This window comes from Massilia sp. LXY-5 (assembly GCF_059801075.1).
This window is the reverse complement of record NZ_JBNNEH010000006.1, coordinates 456,048-472,196: the sequence shown is the minus strand read 5'-3', so window position 1 is coordinate 472,196 and position 16,149 is coordinate 456,048. Positions and strand designations below refer to the sequence as shown.

Sequence of the window (16,149 nt, the reverse complement as noted above, 5' to 3'; positions counted from 1 at the left end):
GAGTACGGTGGATCGAAGTCGAAACAAAACAGGCGTCCGCTCGGGCGGACACCGGGGTAAAGGGTTGAAGCGGATAAAACTCAGGTCTGGCGCACGATCAGCCTGGTCGGAAGCGTCTCGGAGGCGACCGGCTCGTCGTTCAGCAGCGCCAGCATCTTGCGTCCAAGTAAAACGCCGCCATCGCGCAAATCCTGGTGCACGCTGGTCAGCGGCGGCACGAAACTGGCCGCGCCCGGCGTATCGTCGTAGCCGATCACCGACACCTCGTCGGGCACGCGCAGACCGTGTTCGGCCAGCGCCCGGATCGCGCCCATCGCCAGCAAATCGCTGGCCGCGAACACGCCGTCGACGGCGTGCTCTCCCTTCTTCTTGAGCAGCGCCGTCATGCTGTCGAAACCGGCCTCGAAGGTGAATGCTTTCGGGCGCACGATATGGACGATGCCGTGGCCGCGCATGGCCTCGATGAAGCCGGCGCAGCGGCTCTGCACTTCGGCGTGGTCTACGTCGCCGAGAAAGACCAGCTTGCGGCGGCGCTGCTCGATGAAGCGCGCCGCGGCGCTGGCGCCGCCGGCGTGGTTGTCGCTGCCGACCACCACATATGAGTCGGACGCTTCCGGTGCACCCCAGACGATCAGCGGCAGGCCGACCTTTTGCAAGACCTTGACCGCTTCGCCATGCGAACCCTGTCCCAGCAGGATCATGCCGTCGGCGCCGCGCACCGGCGCGCTGTCGAGCAGTTGGCGTGACGTTAATACAACGGTGTAGCCGGCCGCTGTCAGTTCTTCGGTAATTCCGCCGAGCAGGGCCAGCGGATACGGATCCGACATCGGCCGCCCTTTAATGGGCGTCATTTCCACCACCACGGCCACCGAATTGCTGCGGCCCATGCGCAGGTTGCGGGCGCTGATGTTCAGGCGGTAGCCCTGCTCTTCGGCGATGCGGCGCACTTTATCGCGCGTCTTCTCGGTCACGAGCGGGCTGTTGCGCAGCGCGCGCGACACGGTGATCGTGGACACGCCGGCCAGCGCGGCCAGGTCTTCCATCGTCATGCCGGCTTCGCTGCTGCGCTTGATATTTTTGTTGGTCGCCATGGGCTACTTGGGTGAAGGAAACAACTCTGCGTCAAATTATGACAGATTTAAATGACGGTGGAATCACAAATGACATCGATAACAATTTTATTGACATCGATATCATTCCTTGTTTCAATGACACACATTGACAGGCGTGCACCATTCAAGCCCGCCAATGCACCAAATACGAGCAAGACGACGAAGTAGTACATGCACTGCGACAGTACGCGTTCAACGGCCCGCCAGGGCCCGCATGTCCAGGAGACGGATTTTGAACCATAAAAAAGAGAGCAATTACATGAACCAATCGAAGCAGTTCGTGCTGTCCACGGTCGCACTGGCCGTGCTGACCCTGGTTAGCCAAGCCCAGGCCGCCGGCCAGGCTACGCCTCAAGAAGGCAGCAATGCCGCAGTCACCCAGGAAATCCAGCAAGTCGTCGTCACCGGTACCGCCTCGGCTTCCGGCACCCGCAGGATCGACACCTCCTTCTCCATCACCACCGCCAATGAAGAGCAGCTGAAAGCGGCTTCGCCGAGCAGCACCGCCGACGTGTTGAAACTGGTACCGGGCGTGTACGCAGAAGCGACCGGCGGCCAGTCGGGCGCCAACGTCGAAGTGCGCGGCTTCCCGTCGGGCTCCGACTCGCCCTTCGTCTCGGTCCAGCTGAACGGCAATCCAATCTATCCGGTGCCGGTGCTGTCCTTCTTCGAGGGCACCTCGGCCTTCCGCCTCGACGACACGATCGAGCGCGTGGAAGTGCTGCGCGGCGGCCCGAGCACGATCTATTCGGTCGGCCAGCCTGGCGCGACGATGAACTTCATCCTGAAAAAGGGTGATGACGTGCCTGAGCGCACGATCCGCCTGACCACCGGCACCGGCAACCTGCGCCGCGGCGACGTCTTCGTTGGCGGCAAGCTCGCCGACGGCTGGTACGGCACCGTGGGCGGCTTCTACCGCCAGGGCCACGGCGTGCGCGATCCGCAGTTCAAGGCGGACGACGGTGGCCAGCTGACCGCGACCATCACCCGCAAGCTGGAGGGCGGTGAAGTCACGGCCTACGTGCGCGCCACCAACGAAAAGAACGCGTTTTATACCGGCGTGCCGCTCATTTCGAGCAACAACGGCCGCACCATCAGCGAATTCCCTGGCTTCGATCCGCTCACCGGCACCCTGATGAGCAACGAAATGCGTCACTTCACGATCGACGCCGCGCCCGGCAAAACGCTCGAGCGCGACCTGGCCGACGGCCGCGGCATGAAGGCCGCCGTCTGGGGCGTGGACTACGAGCAGAAGATCAACGGCTGGGACGTTTCCAATAAGGCGAATTATTTCGACGGTGACCTGAACACGATCTCGATGTTCACCGGCGACAACCCGCAGACGGCAGCCGCCTACCTGGCCGCCGCCAACACCAAGTACAACCCGACCGCGGCAAGCAGCTCCGGCAGCATGACCTATGTGAATGGCGGCGGCGCCGTCGATCCGAACCAGCAAGTGGTGCAGGCCGGCCTGTGGTCGGTCGAAAAGCAGCTGCGCTCGTTCACCGATGAACTGCGTGTCAGCCGCGAAGTCTTCCCCGGCCATACGCTCACCGTCGGCGGCTACTACGCGAACTACAAGTCGGACGACGAGTGGTACCTGGGTAACGCCCACCTGATGACGGCCACGCCGAACGCGCGCCTGATCAACGCCAGCCTAACCAACGGCACCATCGTCTCGCAAGGCGGCAAGAGCGGCAACGTCTTCTACGCGCCGGTCGCCAACTACAAGGGCAACAACGTCGCCCTGTTCCTGGCCGACGAATGGAAGATCAGCGACAACCTGCGCGTCGACGCCGGCCTGCGCCGCGAGCGCCAGAGCCTGGAAGGGTCGATCTCGAACCTGTCCGCGGGCGACACCGACAACAATCCGCTGACCGTCTACAATAACGGCACCTCGATCCCGACCGGCAGCTTTACCCGCCTGGAACGCGACGACAGCGCCACCTCCTTCACCGTCGGCGGCCTGTACAAGCTGAACAAGGATGCCAGCGTGTTCGCCCGTGCCAACACCGGCCACACCTTCATCTACTTCGACGACCTGCGCAATGCCGGCACCCAGGCGGCCGTCAACGACCGCAACGGCGTGCCGAACCCGAAGGTGAAGCAGTACGAACTGGGCTTCAAAACGGCGAACTCGCTGTACAGCGCTTACATCAACGCGTTCTACACCGAATTCACCGGCATTTCGTTCCAGCAGATTACGACCGATGCGGTCCTGAACTCGGTCAGCGGGTCGCGCGGCCACGGCGTCGAATTCGAGCTGGCGCTGCGTCCTGTTAAAAACCTGCAGCTGACCCTGACCGGCGATTATCAAAAATCGAAGTACCGCGACAATCCGGCGATCACCGGCAACGAAGTGCAGCGCCAGCCGAACCTGCAGTTCCGCTTCTCGCCGAGCTACCGCATCCCGCTGGGCGACAACGCCGTCAAGTTGTACGGTACCTACACCTATGTTGGCGACCGCTGGGCCGACCAGGCAAACCTGTCCTACCTGCCGTCCTATAAAACGCTCGACATCGGCGCGCTGGCCAGCATTGGCGCGAACTGGGAAGTGCGCGTCGCGGCCACCAACCTCACCAACGAGCTGGGCCTCACCGAAGGCAATTCGCGCCTGACCGGCGCCCAGAGCAGCGGTCCGATCAATGCCCGTCCGATCTTCGGCCGTGCGGTGGAAGCCTCGCTCCTGTATCGCTTTTAATTAAATAACTTTCCCGTCAGACTTTGGGAGCGGCTTGCCGCTCCCTTTTTTTTTGCGCGGCGCCTACAATGGAAGCGTCACCCATCCACGGAGCCCCGCATGCCGATCAAGCCGGAAGAACTTGCCGCCCTGATGCGCGAAGTCGAGCTGGAAGACCCGATCGATTTCGCCGATCTGCCCTTTGCGGAAGACGATTTACGAGCGCTGGTGGCGAACCACCTGTGCGAGATGGCGGCGGCCATGGAAAATTTCAGTACCGAAGACCGCCTGCTGACCCTGCTCGCGGTGTCCGCCAAGCTGGTCCTCGAAAACCTCGTCCTGCACGTCCAGCTGCTGCGCCGCCACGGCTTGCCCGTCAGCGAAAACGTCGAAGCCCTGCTCGGCCGCCTGCGCAAGACCGACGAGGATTGACAGGCAGTTCCAACAAGAAATCGTCTGCCTACAACGCCTGCCCGATTGTGCGGTAATTAATCTGTTCCTTGAGGTATTATTGTTGACTAGGAAACTTGTCGTCCGGCGTTTCCCGGCCGGCATCAGCACGTCAAATTGAGGAAGCCATGTCCCGTAACAAGATCAAATTCACCACCGCTGTCGTCTCCGGTGCGCTCCTGCTTGCCGGCATGAGTGCCTGCAACCGTGACCAGTCGACCGCGAGCCTGCTGGCCGAGGCCAGGCAATACCAACAGAAGGGCGACCAGAAGGCCGCCCTGATCCAGCTGAAAAATGCCGTCGCGAAGAGCCCGGAAGACGCCGAGGCGCGCGTGCAGCTCGGGTCGCTGTACCTGGAAACGGGCGATGCCGTATCGGCCGAGAAGGAATTGCGCAAGGCAGCCAGCCTGGGCCTGGCCCCGGCGCGCAGCCTGCCGCTGCTGGGCCAGGCACTGCTGGCCCAGGGCAAATTCAAGGAAGTGCTGGCCGAGATCAAGCCGGAACTGGCCGCCAAGTCGGCGCCGCTGACGGCCCTGCGCGGCGACGCCCTGCTCGCCACCGGCGAAACCGACGCCGCCAAGGCGGCCTACGATGCGGCACTGGGCATCGACGGCGGCAGCGGCGCCGCGCTCATCGGCCTGGCGCGCCACGCCCTGCTGAAGAACGATACGGCGACGGCGCAGCGCTTCGCGGCCGACGCCATCGCCAAGGACGGCAAGAATCCGGAAGTCTGGATGTTCCAGGGCGGCCTGCTGCGCGGCCTGAACAAGCCCGACGCGGCGCTCTCCGCCTTCGACAAGGTGCTCGCCCTGCGTCCGCAAGACCGCAACGCGAACCTGGAGAAGGCGTATATCCGCATCAACCAGAAGAAGTATGCCGAAGCGCGTACCGAGCTCGAGGCGGCGCACAAGCTCGCACCAGGGAGCCTGCTCGTGACCTACGGCCAGGCCCTGCTCGACTACAGCGAAGGCAAGAACAAGGAAGCGCGCGAATCGCTGCAGCGCATCCTGAAAAGCGCGCCGAACCATATGCCGAGCGTGCTGCTGGCCGCCGCCGTCGAGCTGAACCTGGATTCGCCGCAGTCGGCCCAGATGCACCTGCGCAAATACCTGGAAGTCGAGCCGAACAACGTGTATGCGCGCAAGCTGATGGCGCAGGCCATGTTGAAGAACGCCCAGCCGGCTGACGCCGCCTCCATGCTGGCGCCGGCCTTGAAGGACACGAGCGACCCGCAGCTGCTGGCCCTGGCCGGCGAGTCGTACATGCAGGCGCGCGATTTCGGCAAGGCCATCGCCTACCTCGAAAAAGCGTCCCAGCTTGCTCCCGAGGTCGCTGCGCTGCACACCTCGCTGGGCATGGCGCGCCTGCAGCAGGGCGATGCCGCCAAGGGTATTGCCGAACTGCAACGCGCCGCCGAGCTCGATCCGAAATCGGAGCGCGCACTGACGGCGCTGGTGCAGGCCGAACTCGGCCTGAAGCATTACGACAAGGCCGCCGCCGCCGCCGCCAAGCTCGAGACACTGAAACCGAACGATCCGCAGACCTATAACTTGAAGGCTACTGTGTTGCTCAGCAAGGGCGACATCCCCGCTGCCCGCAGCGCCTTCGAGAAAGCCCTGCAAATCCAGCCGACCTTCTTCCCGGCCGCCACCAACCTGGCCAAGCTCGACATGATGGAGAAGAAGCCGGACGCCGCGCGCAAGCGTTTCGAGGCGATCCTGGAAAAGGACAAGAAGAACTTCGGCGCGATGGGTGCGCTGGCCGAACTGGCGATGCTGCAGAACCGTCCGGAAGAAGCCACGACCTGGCTGGAAAAGGCGCAAGCCGAAAATCCGGATGCGATCGCACCGGTGCTCAGGCTGGGCGGCCACTACCTGGCGACCAAGCAGGAAAAGAAGGCGCTGACGCTGGCCCGTAAATTCCAGGCCGCGCATCCGTCGAATCCCGAGCTGATGGACCTGCTCGGCCAGGCGCAGCTGGCAAACGACGACGGCCAGGGTGCGCTCGACAGCTACAGCAAGCTGGTCAACATCGTGCCGAAATCGGCGCTGGCGCAAATGCGCCTGGCCGAGGCGCAGGGCAAGCTGAAGAACGATGCCGGCGCGGCCGAATCGCTCAAGCGCGCCAGCGCACTGCAGCCGAACCTGCTGCAGGCACGCGTGGCCCAGGTGGAAGTCGCCATGCGCCGCGGCCGTACCGACGAGGCGCTGGGCATGGTGCGCCAGCTGCAGCAGGACGTGCCCGGTTCCCCGGTCGGCTTCCTGATGGAAGGCGACCTGCAGCAGGCGCAGAAGAAGCCGGCGCTGGCCGTGGCGGCCTACGACAAGGCCTTCGCCATCACCAAGTCGAGCGCGGTCCTGCTGCGCAGCGCCCAGGCGCTGCGCCAGATGGGCAAGGAAGACGAAGCGAAGCAGCGCGTCAACGCCTGGGCCAAGGCACATCCGGACGACGTGCAGGTGGCAAACTACCTGGCCGAAGCGCACCTGGCGGCGAAGGAATACAAGCCTGCCGCGGCGCTACTGGAGCAGGTCGTCAAGCGCGCGCCCAACAATGGCGCGGCCCTGAACAACCTGGCCTATGCCTACCAGCAGCAGAAGGATCCGCGCGCGCTGGCCACCGCCGAGCAGGCGTACAAGGTCGCCGGCGACAACGCCTCGGTGATGGACACGCTGGGCTGGATGCTGGTGGAACAGGGGGACACGAAGCGCGGCCTGCCCTTGCTGCAAAAAGCAGCTGCCGGCGCGCCGGCTTTGCCGGAAATTCGCTATCACCTGGCGGTCGGCCTGAGTAAATCGGGCGACAAGGCCGGCGCACGCAAGGAACTCGAAACCCTGCTCGCGCAAAACAAGCCGTTCGCCCAGCTGGAGGAAGCCCGTTCGTTGCTAAAAACCTTATAACGGTCTATATTTCAGCTAAATAAAAAACCAACAGCGCCGCGCTTTTTGCCTGACTGGCAAAGCGCGGCCCCGGGCCAAAATAAAGGCGCCGCCCACCGCGGCGGCGCGCCAAAACCCAAGGTGTCTCACGATGACGAATCCCGACGAAGTCCAGGAACTGGACGAACGAACCCTCGAGTTTCTATCGAACGCTCATGTGTCAGAGGATCGCGATAATATAGCGAACTCAGAATTAGAGGATGTTATCGTGAACCAAGATTCATATGGAATCCGGCTTACCGATACGGCAAAAGGACGCAATTCGGCCAGTATGCTGGTCAACAAGATGTATGCTTGGCGCGGCTATGCTGGCACGCACCAGTTCAGCGACGATCCCAATCGCATCACGCTCACCGCCACGGACAAAGGCGAAGTGGTAGGCACCCTGACGCTCGGTATCGATTCGCCCATCGGCCTGATGGCCGACCAGATCTTCAAGGAAGAACTCGACGCGCACCGCGCGCGCGGGGCCAAGCTCTGTGAATTCACCAAGCTGGCCTTCGATCCGACCGTGCGTTCGAAAACCTCGCTCGCCAATCTGTTCCACCTGGCTGTCATTTACGCCCGCGATATCCACGATTGCACCGATATCGTTATCGAAGTCAATCCGCGTCACCGCCGCTTTTACGAGCATATGCTCGGGTTCAAGCGCGAAGGCGATTTGAAGGACAATCCGCGCGTGAATGCGCCGGCCTATCTGCTGCGTATCGAGCTGGCGTATGTCACCGAGCAGATTCAAAAGCACGGCGGCACCTTCAGCCAATCGGCCACCGAAGCGGCCACCGAACGCTCGTTCTATCCATATTTCTTCTCCCCGCGCGAAGAGCAGGGTATTATCAACCGCCTGCGCCGCATCGACGAACACCAGGCGGCGTAATCTGCCCGCTGGTTGCGGCCTGCCCCATTTTCGGGCAGCGCCATTGGATGCGCCGCCCGGGCGCTTCCTGTTTTTCGCCATCCCGACATTCACGTTGACCGCTTTACCTCTCCCACACATGACATCTCCTTTCCGCTATGAGCAGGCTTTTTCCCGAAATATTGGCTGGGTAACGCGTGAGGAGCAGGCGCAGCTGCGTACCAAACGGGTGGCGATCGCGGGCGGCGGCGGGGTCGGCGGCGTCCATGCACTGACCCTGGCGCGCCTGGGCGTGACCAAATTCCGGATCGCCGACTTCGACACCTTCGACGTGCCCAATTTTAATCGGCAAGTCGGCGCCATGGTCTCGACCCTGAACCAGCCGAAGGTCGAGGTGATCCGTCGCATGCTGCTCGACATCAACCCCGAATGCGAAGTCGAGATGTTCGACCAGGGCATCAACGACGCCAACCTGCACGCCTTCCTCGAAGGCGCCGACATGTACGTCGACGCGCTCGACTTCTTCGCCTTCGATATCCGCCAGAAAACCTTCGCCTTGTGCGCCCGGCTCGGCATCCCCGCCAGCACCGTGGCGCCGCTGGGCATGGGGGCAGCCTTGCTGAACTTCCTGCCGGGCCAGATGACCTTCGAGGAGTATTTCCAGTGGGGAGACTTGCCGGAAACGGACAAGGCCGTCCACTTCGTGGTCGGGCTGGCCCCGGCCGGCCTGCACCGCCCCTACCTGGTGGTGCCGGAAGCGGTGAACTTCGTCGAACGGCGCGGTCCCTCGACCATCATGGCCTGCCAGCTGTGCGCCGGCGTGATGGGCACCGAAGCCCTCAAAATCCTGCTCGGACGGGGACGCGTGCTGGCGGCCCCATGGGGTATCCAGTTCGACGCCTATCGCAACAAGCTGGTGCGTACCTGGCGGCCGGGCGGCAACCGTAATCCCCTGCACCGCCTGATGATCAAGATCGGCAAGAAGCAGCTGGCCAAGGACCTGGCCGCCGCGGGAGCGAGCGCATGAATGCAGACATCAAACCCGGCACGATCGAACAGATCCTCGAACTGGCGCGCTGGGCCCCCAGCGGCGACAACATGCAGACCTGGCGCTTCGAGATCGTCGCGCCCGATCACCTGGCCGTGCACGCCTACGACACGCGCGACCACTGCGTCTACGACCTCGACGGCCACCCGAGCCAGATCGCCTTCGGCACCCTGCTGGAGACGATTGCCATCGCCGCCAGCGGCCACGGCCTGCGTGCCGGGATCGAACGCCGCCCCGGGGGCCGCGAGACCCACCCCATCTTCGACGTGCGGTTCACCAAGGATGCGGCGATCGTGCGCGATCCGCTGATCGACGTGATCAATGTGCGCACCGTGCAGCGCCGGCCGATGAAGACGACGCCGCTGACCGCCGAACACAAGCGCCTGCTGGAAGCCACCGTGGCGCCGGCCTACTCCCTGACCTGGCTCGAGAGCCGGCCGCAGAAATGGCAGGCCGCCAAGCTGATGTTCAATAACGCCCGGCTGCGCCTGACGATGCCGGAAGCCTTCGAGACCCACCGCAGCATCATCGACTGGGACAACCGCACGCACAGCCCGGACAAGGTGCCGGCCGGCGCCCTGGGCGTCGACGCCATGACCCTGGTCCTGATGAAATGGGCGATGGTTAGCTGGCGCCGCATGAAGTCCGTCAACACGCTGATGGGCACCTGGGCGCCGCGCCTGCAGATGGACCTGGCCCCGGGCATGGCCTGCGCCGCCCACTTCGTGCTCAAGGCGAAATCCGCGCCGCAGTCGATCGACGACTACGTCGCCGCCGGCCGCGCGCTGCAGCGCTTCTGGCTGACCATGACGACCCTCGGGCTGTACATGCAGCCGGAAATGACGCCGCTGATCTTCTCGAAGTATGCGCGCGAAGGCACGCGTTTTACGGCGCAGGCGAAACTGACGGATGCGGCCAAGGCCTTGCAGCGCGAGACCGAAGCGCTGATCTTCAACGACGCCCTGTTCCCGGTCTACATGGGACGCCTCGGCTATGGCCCGGCACCGGCGGCGCGCTCGGTTCGCCGCCCCGTTTCCGAACTGATGAAGCGCTGACCAAGCTGGCCCGGCCACAAAAAAAAGCGGCGTCGACCCGAAGGTTGACGCCGCTTTTGCTTTCATTGCCCTAATTGGTCGATCTTGTTCTTGTTATCGCCAGCGCTTGCCCAGCAACTCGCGTTTTACGTAGTTTGCAACGGGAAAGAGCGGGCAAGCCCGCTCTCTCCTTGTACTACCTGACGCTCAGAGGGCTAATTAAGCCTTCTTGGCGCGCTTGCGGCTCACGACGCCAGCGCCCAGCATGGCGATGCCGAACAGGGCCAGCGAACCTGGCTCTGGCACTTCAGCCAGTTTGAACTGACCGTTGTTGCTGACAAAGAAGTTGCCTGGGGTGTTGGCATAAGCCGAACCGTTGCAACCGTTGCCGGTGAAGTTGGCGTACTGGCAAGCGACTTCGTCCACCAGGATGCTGGTCGGGTTAGCGACGGTGTTGGCGTTGGTGAAGGCGAAGGCCATGATCGACTCGGTCGACAGGTCCTGGCCGTTTTCACGGAAGAAGTAGCCCGAATCCAGCGAACCCTGGTCAGCCTTGGCGAACACGGTGACTTGACCGTTGTTGGTTGGCGAACCACTTGCATCGACGCGGCCGCCGCCGCCGGCCAGCACGGTGAACTCGGCGATCATGTTGCCCTGGTTGGCACCGTAGATACCAGCCGACGTGCCGTACTGGTTGGTCGCGTTCTGGTACATGCGGATGGTGCCGCCGCTGAAGCTGAAGGCGCCGCTGAAGTTACCGGTACCGGTCGCTTCGAAGGTTGCCGAGATGTTACCGCCTGGGTAGTTCACCGGGAACAGCTGGCTGTTGCTGTCAGCCTGGACGATGTTGAACACTGCGTGTTCCGAGAACGAGAAGCTGGAGCCACCGGTCGGGTTGATCTGGATGAAGGCGTTGCCGTTCACGTCCAGGTATTCGTTGATTTTTTGACCGCTGGCGTAGCCGCCACCGGTTGGGTTGAAGACCCAGTCGTTCAACACGGTAGCAGCGTTAGCGCCACCAGCGACAGTCATTGCAACAGCTGCGGCGCATGCCAGTTTCTTCAGAAATTTCATAATTTCAATCCTCGCTTAGTTGATAGGTTTGGGCAAACACACTCAACTATTAGCAAGCAGCGTGCCAGCTTGTTAATTCCTTTTATAATCAATCACTTGTGGCTCAACCTTAGAGCGGACTCAACCGCTATGTAAAAAACCCCGACAGCATTTTTTCACAAAAAATTCTTGTAGGAATTATAATACTTTTGAGCACTCAAACTTGATCAGATTTAACATTTCCAGGCGACAAAAAAGCTTTATGGAAGAGATGGCGTGACAACATCAGCGGCGGCATGCGCAACCAGTTGCCGCGGATATACAACATGGCATCCGCCAGCGGCGTCAGGGCAGCGGCGCAGCTCGGATGCGTCGGACGCAGGGCGCGCGCGAACAATCCGTCCATCAAGGCGAGCAAGGCGCGCCCCGGGCGCCCGCCTGCGGCCGCCTCCACGGTGGCGGCCGGCACGGGCGTGCCGAGCAGCTGTATACAGTAGCGCAACGCATAGAACAGCGGACGGGCCAGTTCGAGTTCCTGCGCACGCGTGGGCAGCGCCGTCCAGAACCCGGGCTCGGTCGCGCCGAAATGGCACAGCAGCCGGTGCAGGTCGAACAGGTCGCGCAGGCCGTGGTCGTACTCGCCCTCGTAGAACAGGTGGGTGGCGCTGTGCAGCACCATGTCGCAGGGCGCGAGCACGGACAGGCCAGGGGCGCTTGGAATGGCGCGCGCAGCGGCGCGCAAGCGGGCCGGGTCGGGGCGCACCGCCGCCGTCTCCGGCAGGATCGCATGGTGGACGTCGATCACAGTCGCGCGGCGCAGGTGCTGCAAGGGCGGCAGTTCGTGCATCCACTCGCGGTAATAGCGCTGGTCGTAGGCGTCGTGATGGTTCGACACCCAGCCGTGCAGCATCAGGCGGCTTTCGACCTCGTCGAGCCTGTCTTTCGGCACCAGGATGTCGATATCGGAAAACAGGCGCCCCGCCGCCGCCGGCAGCCCGGCAGCCACATAAGCCGTTCCCTTGAGCAGGATCAGCGGCAGGCCGGTGTCCTGCAGCGCGCGCCGCACCTGCTGCGTCTCGAAGCGTACCGCCTGGCCGTGGCGCTCCCACGCCCTGCGCTCCCAGCCCAGGCGGCGCTGTACGCGCTCCGGTAAGGCATGCAATATGCCGTGTTCTTCGGCCAGCAGGGCCAGCGTGGCGCCGAGGTCGGCGGAAACCGCCTGGCGCAGCAGCAGTTCCCAGGCCGGCGCGTCGAACGCCGCCATGGTCGGGGGGCTGCGCAGCACCCGGGTCAGCAGGGGCAAGGTATTCATCGGCGTCCGGCGAGCAGGCCTTCGAAGACGGCCATGGCGTCGTCGAGCGCGCCGTAGCTGAAATCGAAGGTGCGGGTGCCGTCGATCAGGCGCGCGGCCGTGTCGAACCCGGCGCCGCCCAGCAGGCTGTAATTGAATGCGTTCTCGGCCAGGCGCAGGTGGGCGCGCGCCTGCGCCACCGGAACCAGTTCGGCCGGCGCGCCCTGCCTCCATTGCGGGAACACGATCCAGGCCGGCGTCGCCGGTTCCAGGGCACGCGCGACGCTCGCGCCGGGTGCGCACATGTGCGCCACGGTGCCTTTGACGGTATCGGCCACCGGGGGCGAGATGTGGGCCTCGGGCGCCCAGGCCCGGATCACGTCGATCGAGGCATTTTTGAGACTGACCGGACGCGGCACCGGGTCGATTTGGCCATCGACCAGGCGCACCAGGGTCAGCTCGTCGGAAAGCAGGCGCCAGCCGCGCGCGACTAGCGCCGCGCCCAGGGTGCTTTTACCGGAACCCGGCGGGGCCGGCAGGATCACGGCCGCGCCCTCCTTCTCGACCACCGCGGCGTGGATCACCAGCCAGGAGTGGGCGTGGCTCGAGACGCACCAGTTCATCGCCCATTCGAACATCGGGTAGAGCTGGGCCAGCGGCAGCGGCTGGAAAGGCTCCATGCCGTCGTAGTGAAAATAGACCTGCGGCTTGATGAAGCGCCGCAGCCCGCGCGGGCGGCGCAGCAGCACGTTGAAATCAGCGGTCGTGTCTTCGTCCAGCACCGGATAGTCGGCGTACATGCGAGAAAGGGCGACGGCCAGCGCCGGCAGCGAACTGCGGATGCAGGCAATGAAGGGGCCGGTCTGCAGGCGCAGGCCGGGACCGCGCAGGCGGGCCGCCAGCGTGTGGCGGTCGAGTGCGCCGACGGTCAGCACGCGAGCGGTTCGACCAGGTGCAGCGCAGCCAGGTCGTCCAGCACATCGTGCAGCATCGCAGCGCCGTCGTGTGCGTCGGCGTCGGGATCGAGCCCGAAGACCGCGGCAAGCTGCACGACCGCCTGGGGAGCCGCCTGCAACTGCGCGAGCAAGGCCAGAGCAAACTCGTCGAGCAGGTGGGTATCGCCCGACAGGTCGTTATACAGCACGCACTCGCCGTCCCAGCAACGGTAGCGCAGGCGCTGGCCGGAGACCAGGCGCCAGGTCGGGGAAGCTGTCATGCGTGCAAAGCGGCGCCGTACTAGCGGAAGGTGCTCACGAGATAGGCAGCGATGTCCGCGCCGCCCCACTGCGCCATGCCGGCGCCGGGAGAGTAATAGCCTTTCGTGACGAACTGGGTCCAGATCTCGATGACCCTGTCCTCTGGTAACACGGTGGGGATACCAGCGTTGCGCGATGCGCGCGCATTCACCAGGGCGGCGACACACTGCATCGCCACATTGTTGCGGTCGATCGCCTTGATGGCCCGCGTCGGATCGATCACCTGCATCATCGTGACGTTGGCCAGTGCGACATAACTGCCGCTACAGATGAAAAAACTACTGAACTTGGCGCTCGAATCCATCCCGGCCGTGGTCTTCCATTCGTTCGGATGGGTTTTCCAGTAGCCGTGGGAACGGTTATAGCTGCATGACATCTGCGGCTTGGCGCTGGCGCCCGGCCTCATCGACATATAGCCGGAAGGCGAGTTGCACATCGTTTTGCTGAACGCGGCCATGCCGGGCTGGCTGTGCAGCGTCAGGATGACACCGGCAGCGCCCGCCCCCGCGCGCGCAAAACGGCGGCGGGCAATCCCCTGCGGATCCAGCAGTGGCTGCGGCACGGCCGGCGTGTCAGCCGAGATCGGGGTAGTTTTATCTTGAGTGTCCATGAGCACGTTTCCTAAGTCTTAGAAAGTATGCCATACACATTTGTTCAACGGCATATATTCCTACATAAGCAAAATACGGACCACAGACCTATAAGTTGACTAATTGCAACATCGAATCAAGCACTTAGCCCGGTAGCCTCGACTTTTACCCAAAACGACAACGGCGCCCCCAGGCGCCGTTGTAAGAAAAGCCGACAGTCAATTAGCTTAGAAGAAGCTTTCCGGGATCACCAGGATGTCGCCCGGGCGCATCGGCATATTCGCCGAAATGTCGCCGTCCTTGATCAGGTCGTCGAGGCGCACATTCAGCTTGCGCTGCTTGCCGTCGACGGTGCGGATGATGCTGGCGCGGTTGCCCGAAGCGAATTCGGTGACGCCGCCGACGGCGATCAGGACATCCATCAGCGACATGTCGCGGCGGTAAGGCAGCGCTTGCGGCTTGGCGGCCTGGCCGATCACGCGGATCTGCTCGCCGTAGTTGCCGACGAAGCCGGTGACGACGACGGTGACGACCGGCTGCTGGATGAACTTGGCCAATGCCTTTTCGATGTCGCGCGCCAGTTCGGTCGAGGTTTTGCCGGCGGCCGGCAGGTCTTCGACCAGCGGGGTCGTGATCTTGCCGTCCGGACGGACCGGCACCGACATCGATACTTCCGGATTGCGCCAGACGATGATGTTGACGGCATCGCCCGGACCGATCAGGTAATCGGCCGGCGCGGCACCTGCCATCTCGGCTGCCGACGGCGCAGCCGGCTTGTTCCAGAACGCACAGCCGGACACGGCCATGGCGCAGGCGGCGGCCAGGGCCAGTTTCATCAGATTCGTCATGATCTTGCTCACGTCATTCCCCTTCACGACAGCAGCAACCGGCAAAGCCAGGCTGTTGTAATAGAAACATAAAATTGTTATTTAGCCATCAAACTGGGCATATTGTATCTTAATCATGCCTTAACGAAAGGCGTGCACGATTGAAATACTTCGTTTTCACTTCTGCCGCAACAACTCCTGCACATACTGGACCGGGACCGCATAGCTGATACCGCTCGGGCTGGTGATGGCGGTTTCCTTCAAGCCCTTGACGAACACCATATTAATCACACCCAGCACGGCGCCGCTCTCGGCATCATAGACCGGACTGCCGCTGTTGCCCGGGTAGGCCGTGCCGTCGAGTTGGAAAATTTTCACAGGATCGCGCTGCAGCTGGGCGATGGCACGGGCATCGAGGCGGCGCGAACTGAGCGACGGCATGACGATCGGCGTGATCGCCGACAGCGTCGCGCGATGGGTCACGTGGTTCAGCCCGAGCACCATGCCGAGCGGGAACCCTGTAAACGCCAGCGCCTGCCCTTCAGCGGCGGCGCGCGAATCGCCCAGCGCCAGCGCCGGCAGCGGCGGACCGTCGACCAGGCGCAGGTGTGCCAGGTCGTGTTCGCGGTCGAGCGCCACCAGGCGCGCCGCGCGAAAACGGACATCCTGGCCGGCGCCGACCACGACACCGAGCTCCTCCATCTTGGAGGCGTCGAGGTTGCTTGGCACCACGTGGGCATTTGTGATAATGCTCATGCCGTCGGCGACGGCAAAACCGGTGCCGGAAAATACGACGGACGGGCTGCGCGTCCTCAGAAAACTGCCGACGCCGACCACGGAAGGTTTCACCGCAGCAATCGTGCGTACGAGGCTGTCGGCACGCGCCGGCGCCAGCGCCAGCAGGGCCGCCAGCGCGGCACACAGGCCCAGCGCACGGCGGCGCGCACGGGCCTTGATCATGTTGCATTCATTATTTCGAATAGGAATCAATCGTGCAGGCCCTTTTGCAAATTAAA

14 protein-coding genes are annotated in these 16,149 nt (G+C 63.3%); 6 read left to right on the top strand and 8 right to left on the bottom strand.

Features of this window, described 5'->3' with window-relative positions:
• Nucleotides 1–80: 80 nt before the first annotated feature.
• Nucleotides 81–1,091 (bottom strand): LacI family DNA-binding transcriptional regulator, encoded by a 1,011-nt coding sequence (locus tag ACI48I_RS20560; RefSeq protein ID WP_498575267.1) that lies wholly within the window; start codon nucleotides 1,089–1,091, stop codon nucleotides 81–83.
• A 280-nt stretch (nucleotides 1,092–1,371) separates the two neighbouring features.
• Between ACI48I_RS20560 and ACI48I_RS20555 the strand changes: the two genes are divergently transcribed.
• From ACI48I_RS20555 to ACI48I_RS20530, 6 genes are all read left to right on the top strand, one after another.
• The gene (locus tag ACI48I_RS20555) at nucleotides 1,372–3,813 is read left to right on the top strand and encodes a TonB-dependent receptor (protein WP_498575266.1); all 2,442 of its coding nucleotides are present in this window, start codon (nucleotides 1,372–1,374) and stop codon (nucleotides 3,811–3,813) included.
• A 99-nt stretch (nucleotides 3,814–3,912) separates the two neighbouring features.
• Nucleotides 3,913–4,224 (top strand): hypothetical protein, encoded by a 312-nt coding sequence (locus ACI48I_RS20550; protein ID WP_193687957.1) that lies wholly within the window; start codon nucleotides 3,913–3,915, stop codon nucleotides 4,222–4,224.
• A 146-nt stretch (nucleotides 4,225–4,370) separates the two neighbouring features.
• A complete protein-coding gene (gene prsT / locus ACI48I_RS20545) occupies nucleotides 4,371–7,139 on the top strand; it encodes an XrtA/PEP-CTERM system TPR-repeat protein PrsT (RefSeq protein ID WP_498575265.1) in 2,769 nt (922 codons plus the stop codon).
• 130 nt (nucleotides 7,140–7,269) lie between these two features.
• The gene (locus tag ACI48I_RS20540; protein WP_227496641.1) at nucleotides 7,270–8,055 is read left to right on the top strand and encodes an N-acyl amino acid synthase FeeM domain-containing protein; all 786 of its coding nucleotides are present in this window, start codon (nucleotides 7,270–7,272) and stop codon (nucleotides 8,053–8,055) included.
• 118 nt (nucleotides 8,056–8,173) lie between these two features.
• Nucleotides 8,174–9,061, top strand: coding sequence for a ThiF family adenylyltransferase (locus ACI48I_RS20535; RefSeq protein ID WP_193687955.1), 888 nt, complete (start codon nucleotides 8,174–8,176; stop codon nucleotides 9,059–9,061).
• Nucleotides 9,058–10,137 carry a nitroreductase family protein gene (locus ACI48I_RS20530; protein WP_193687954.1) on the top strand — a complete coding sequence of 360 codons (1,080 nt, stop codon included), beginning with the start codon at nucleotides 9,058–9,060 and terminating at the stop codon, nucleotides 10,135–10,137. The genes ACI48I_RS20535 and ACI48I_RS20530 overlap by 4 nt, the downstream gene beginning before the upstream one ends.
• A 198-nt stretch (nucleotides 10,138–10,335) precedes the next feature.
• Here ACI48I_RS20530 and pepA read toward each other — a convergent pair whose 3' ends face one another.
• From pepA to ACI48I_RS20495, 7 genes are all read right to left on the bottom strand, one after another.
• Nucleotides 10,336–11,190 (bottom strand): flocculation-associated PEP-CTERM protein PepA, encoded by an 855-nt coding sequence (pepA, locus tag ACI48I_RS20525; RefSeq protein ID WP_498575264.1) that lies wholly within the window; start codon nucleotides 11,188–11,190, stop codon nucleotides 10,336–10,338.
• Between the two features lie 196 nt (nucleotides 11,191–11,386).
• Nucleotides 11,387–12,481 carry a nucleotidyltransferase domain-containing protein gene (locus ACI48I_RS20520; RefSeq protein ID WP_498575263.1) on the bottom strand — a complete coding sequence of 365 codons (1,095 nt, stop codon included), beginning with the start codon at nucleotides 12,479–12,481 and terminating at the stop codon, nucleotides 11,387–11,389.
• The gene (locus ACI48I_RS20515; protein WP_498575262.1) at nucleotides 12,478–13,395 is read right to left on the bottom strand and encodes an HprK-related kinase A; all 918 of its coding nucleotides are present in this window, start codon (nucleotides 13,393–13,395) and stop codon (nucleotides 12,478–12,480) included. The genes ACI48I_RS20520 and ACI48I_RS20515 overlap by 4 nt, the downstream gene beginning before the upstream one ends.
• Entirely contained in the window at nucleotides 13,389–13,676 is a 288-nt protein-coding gene (locus tag ACI48I_RS20510; RefSeq protein WP_498575261.1) for an HPr-rel-A system PqqD family peptide chaperone, read from the bottom strand. Before ACI48I_RS20510 ends, ACI48I_RS20515 begins: the two co-directional genes overlap by 7 nt.
• Before the next feature lie 20 nt (nucleotides 13,677–13,696).
• Nucleotides 13,697–14,326, bottom strand: a complete 630-nt coding sequence (locus ACI48I_RS20505; RefSeq protein WP_498575260.1) for a hypothetical protein — start codon at nucleotides 14,324–14,326, stop codon at nucleotides 13,697–13,699.
• Nucleotides 14,327–14,533: 207 nt separating this feature from the next.
• A complete protein-coding gene (locus tag ACI48I_RS20500; protein ID WP_407943895.1) occupies nucleotides 14,534–15,154 on the bottom strand; it encodes an XrtA/PEP-CTERM system exopolysaccharide export protein in 621 nt (206 codons plus the stop codon).
• Between the two features lie 156 nt (nucleotides 15,155–15,310).
• Nucleotides 15,311–16,093, bottom strand: coding sequence for a S1 family peptidase (locus tag ACI48I_RS20495; RefSeq protein WP_498575259.1), 783 nt, complete (start codon nucleotides 16,091–16,093; stop codon nucleotides 15,311–15,313).
• Between the last annotated feature and the right edge of the window lie 56 nt (nucleotides 16,094–16,149).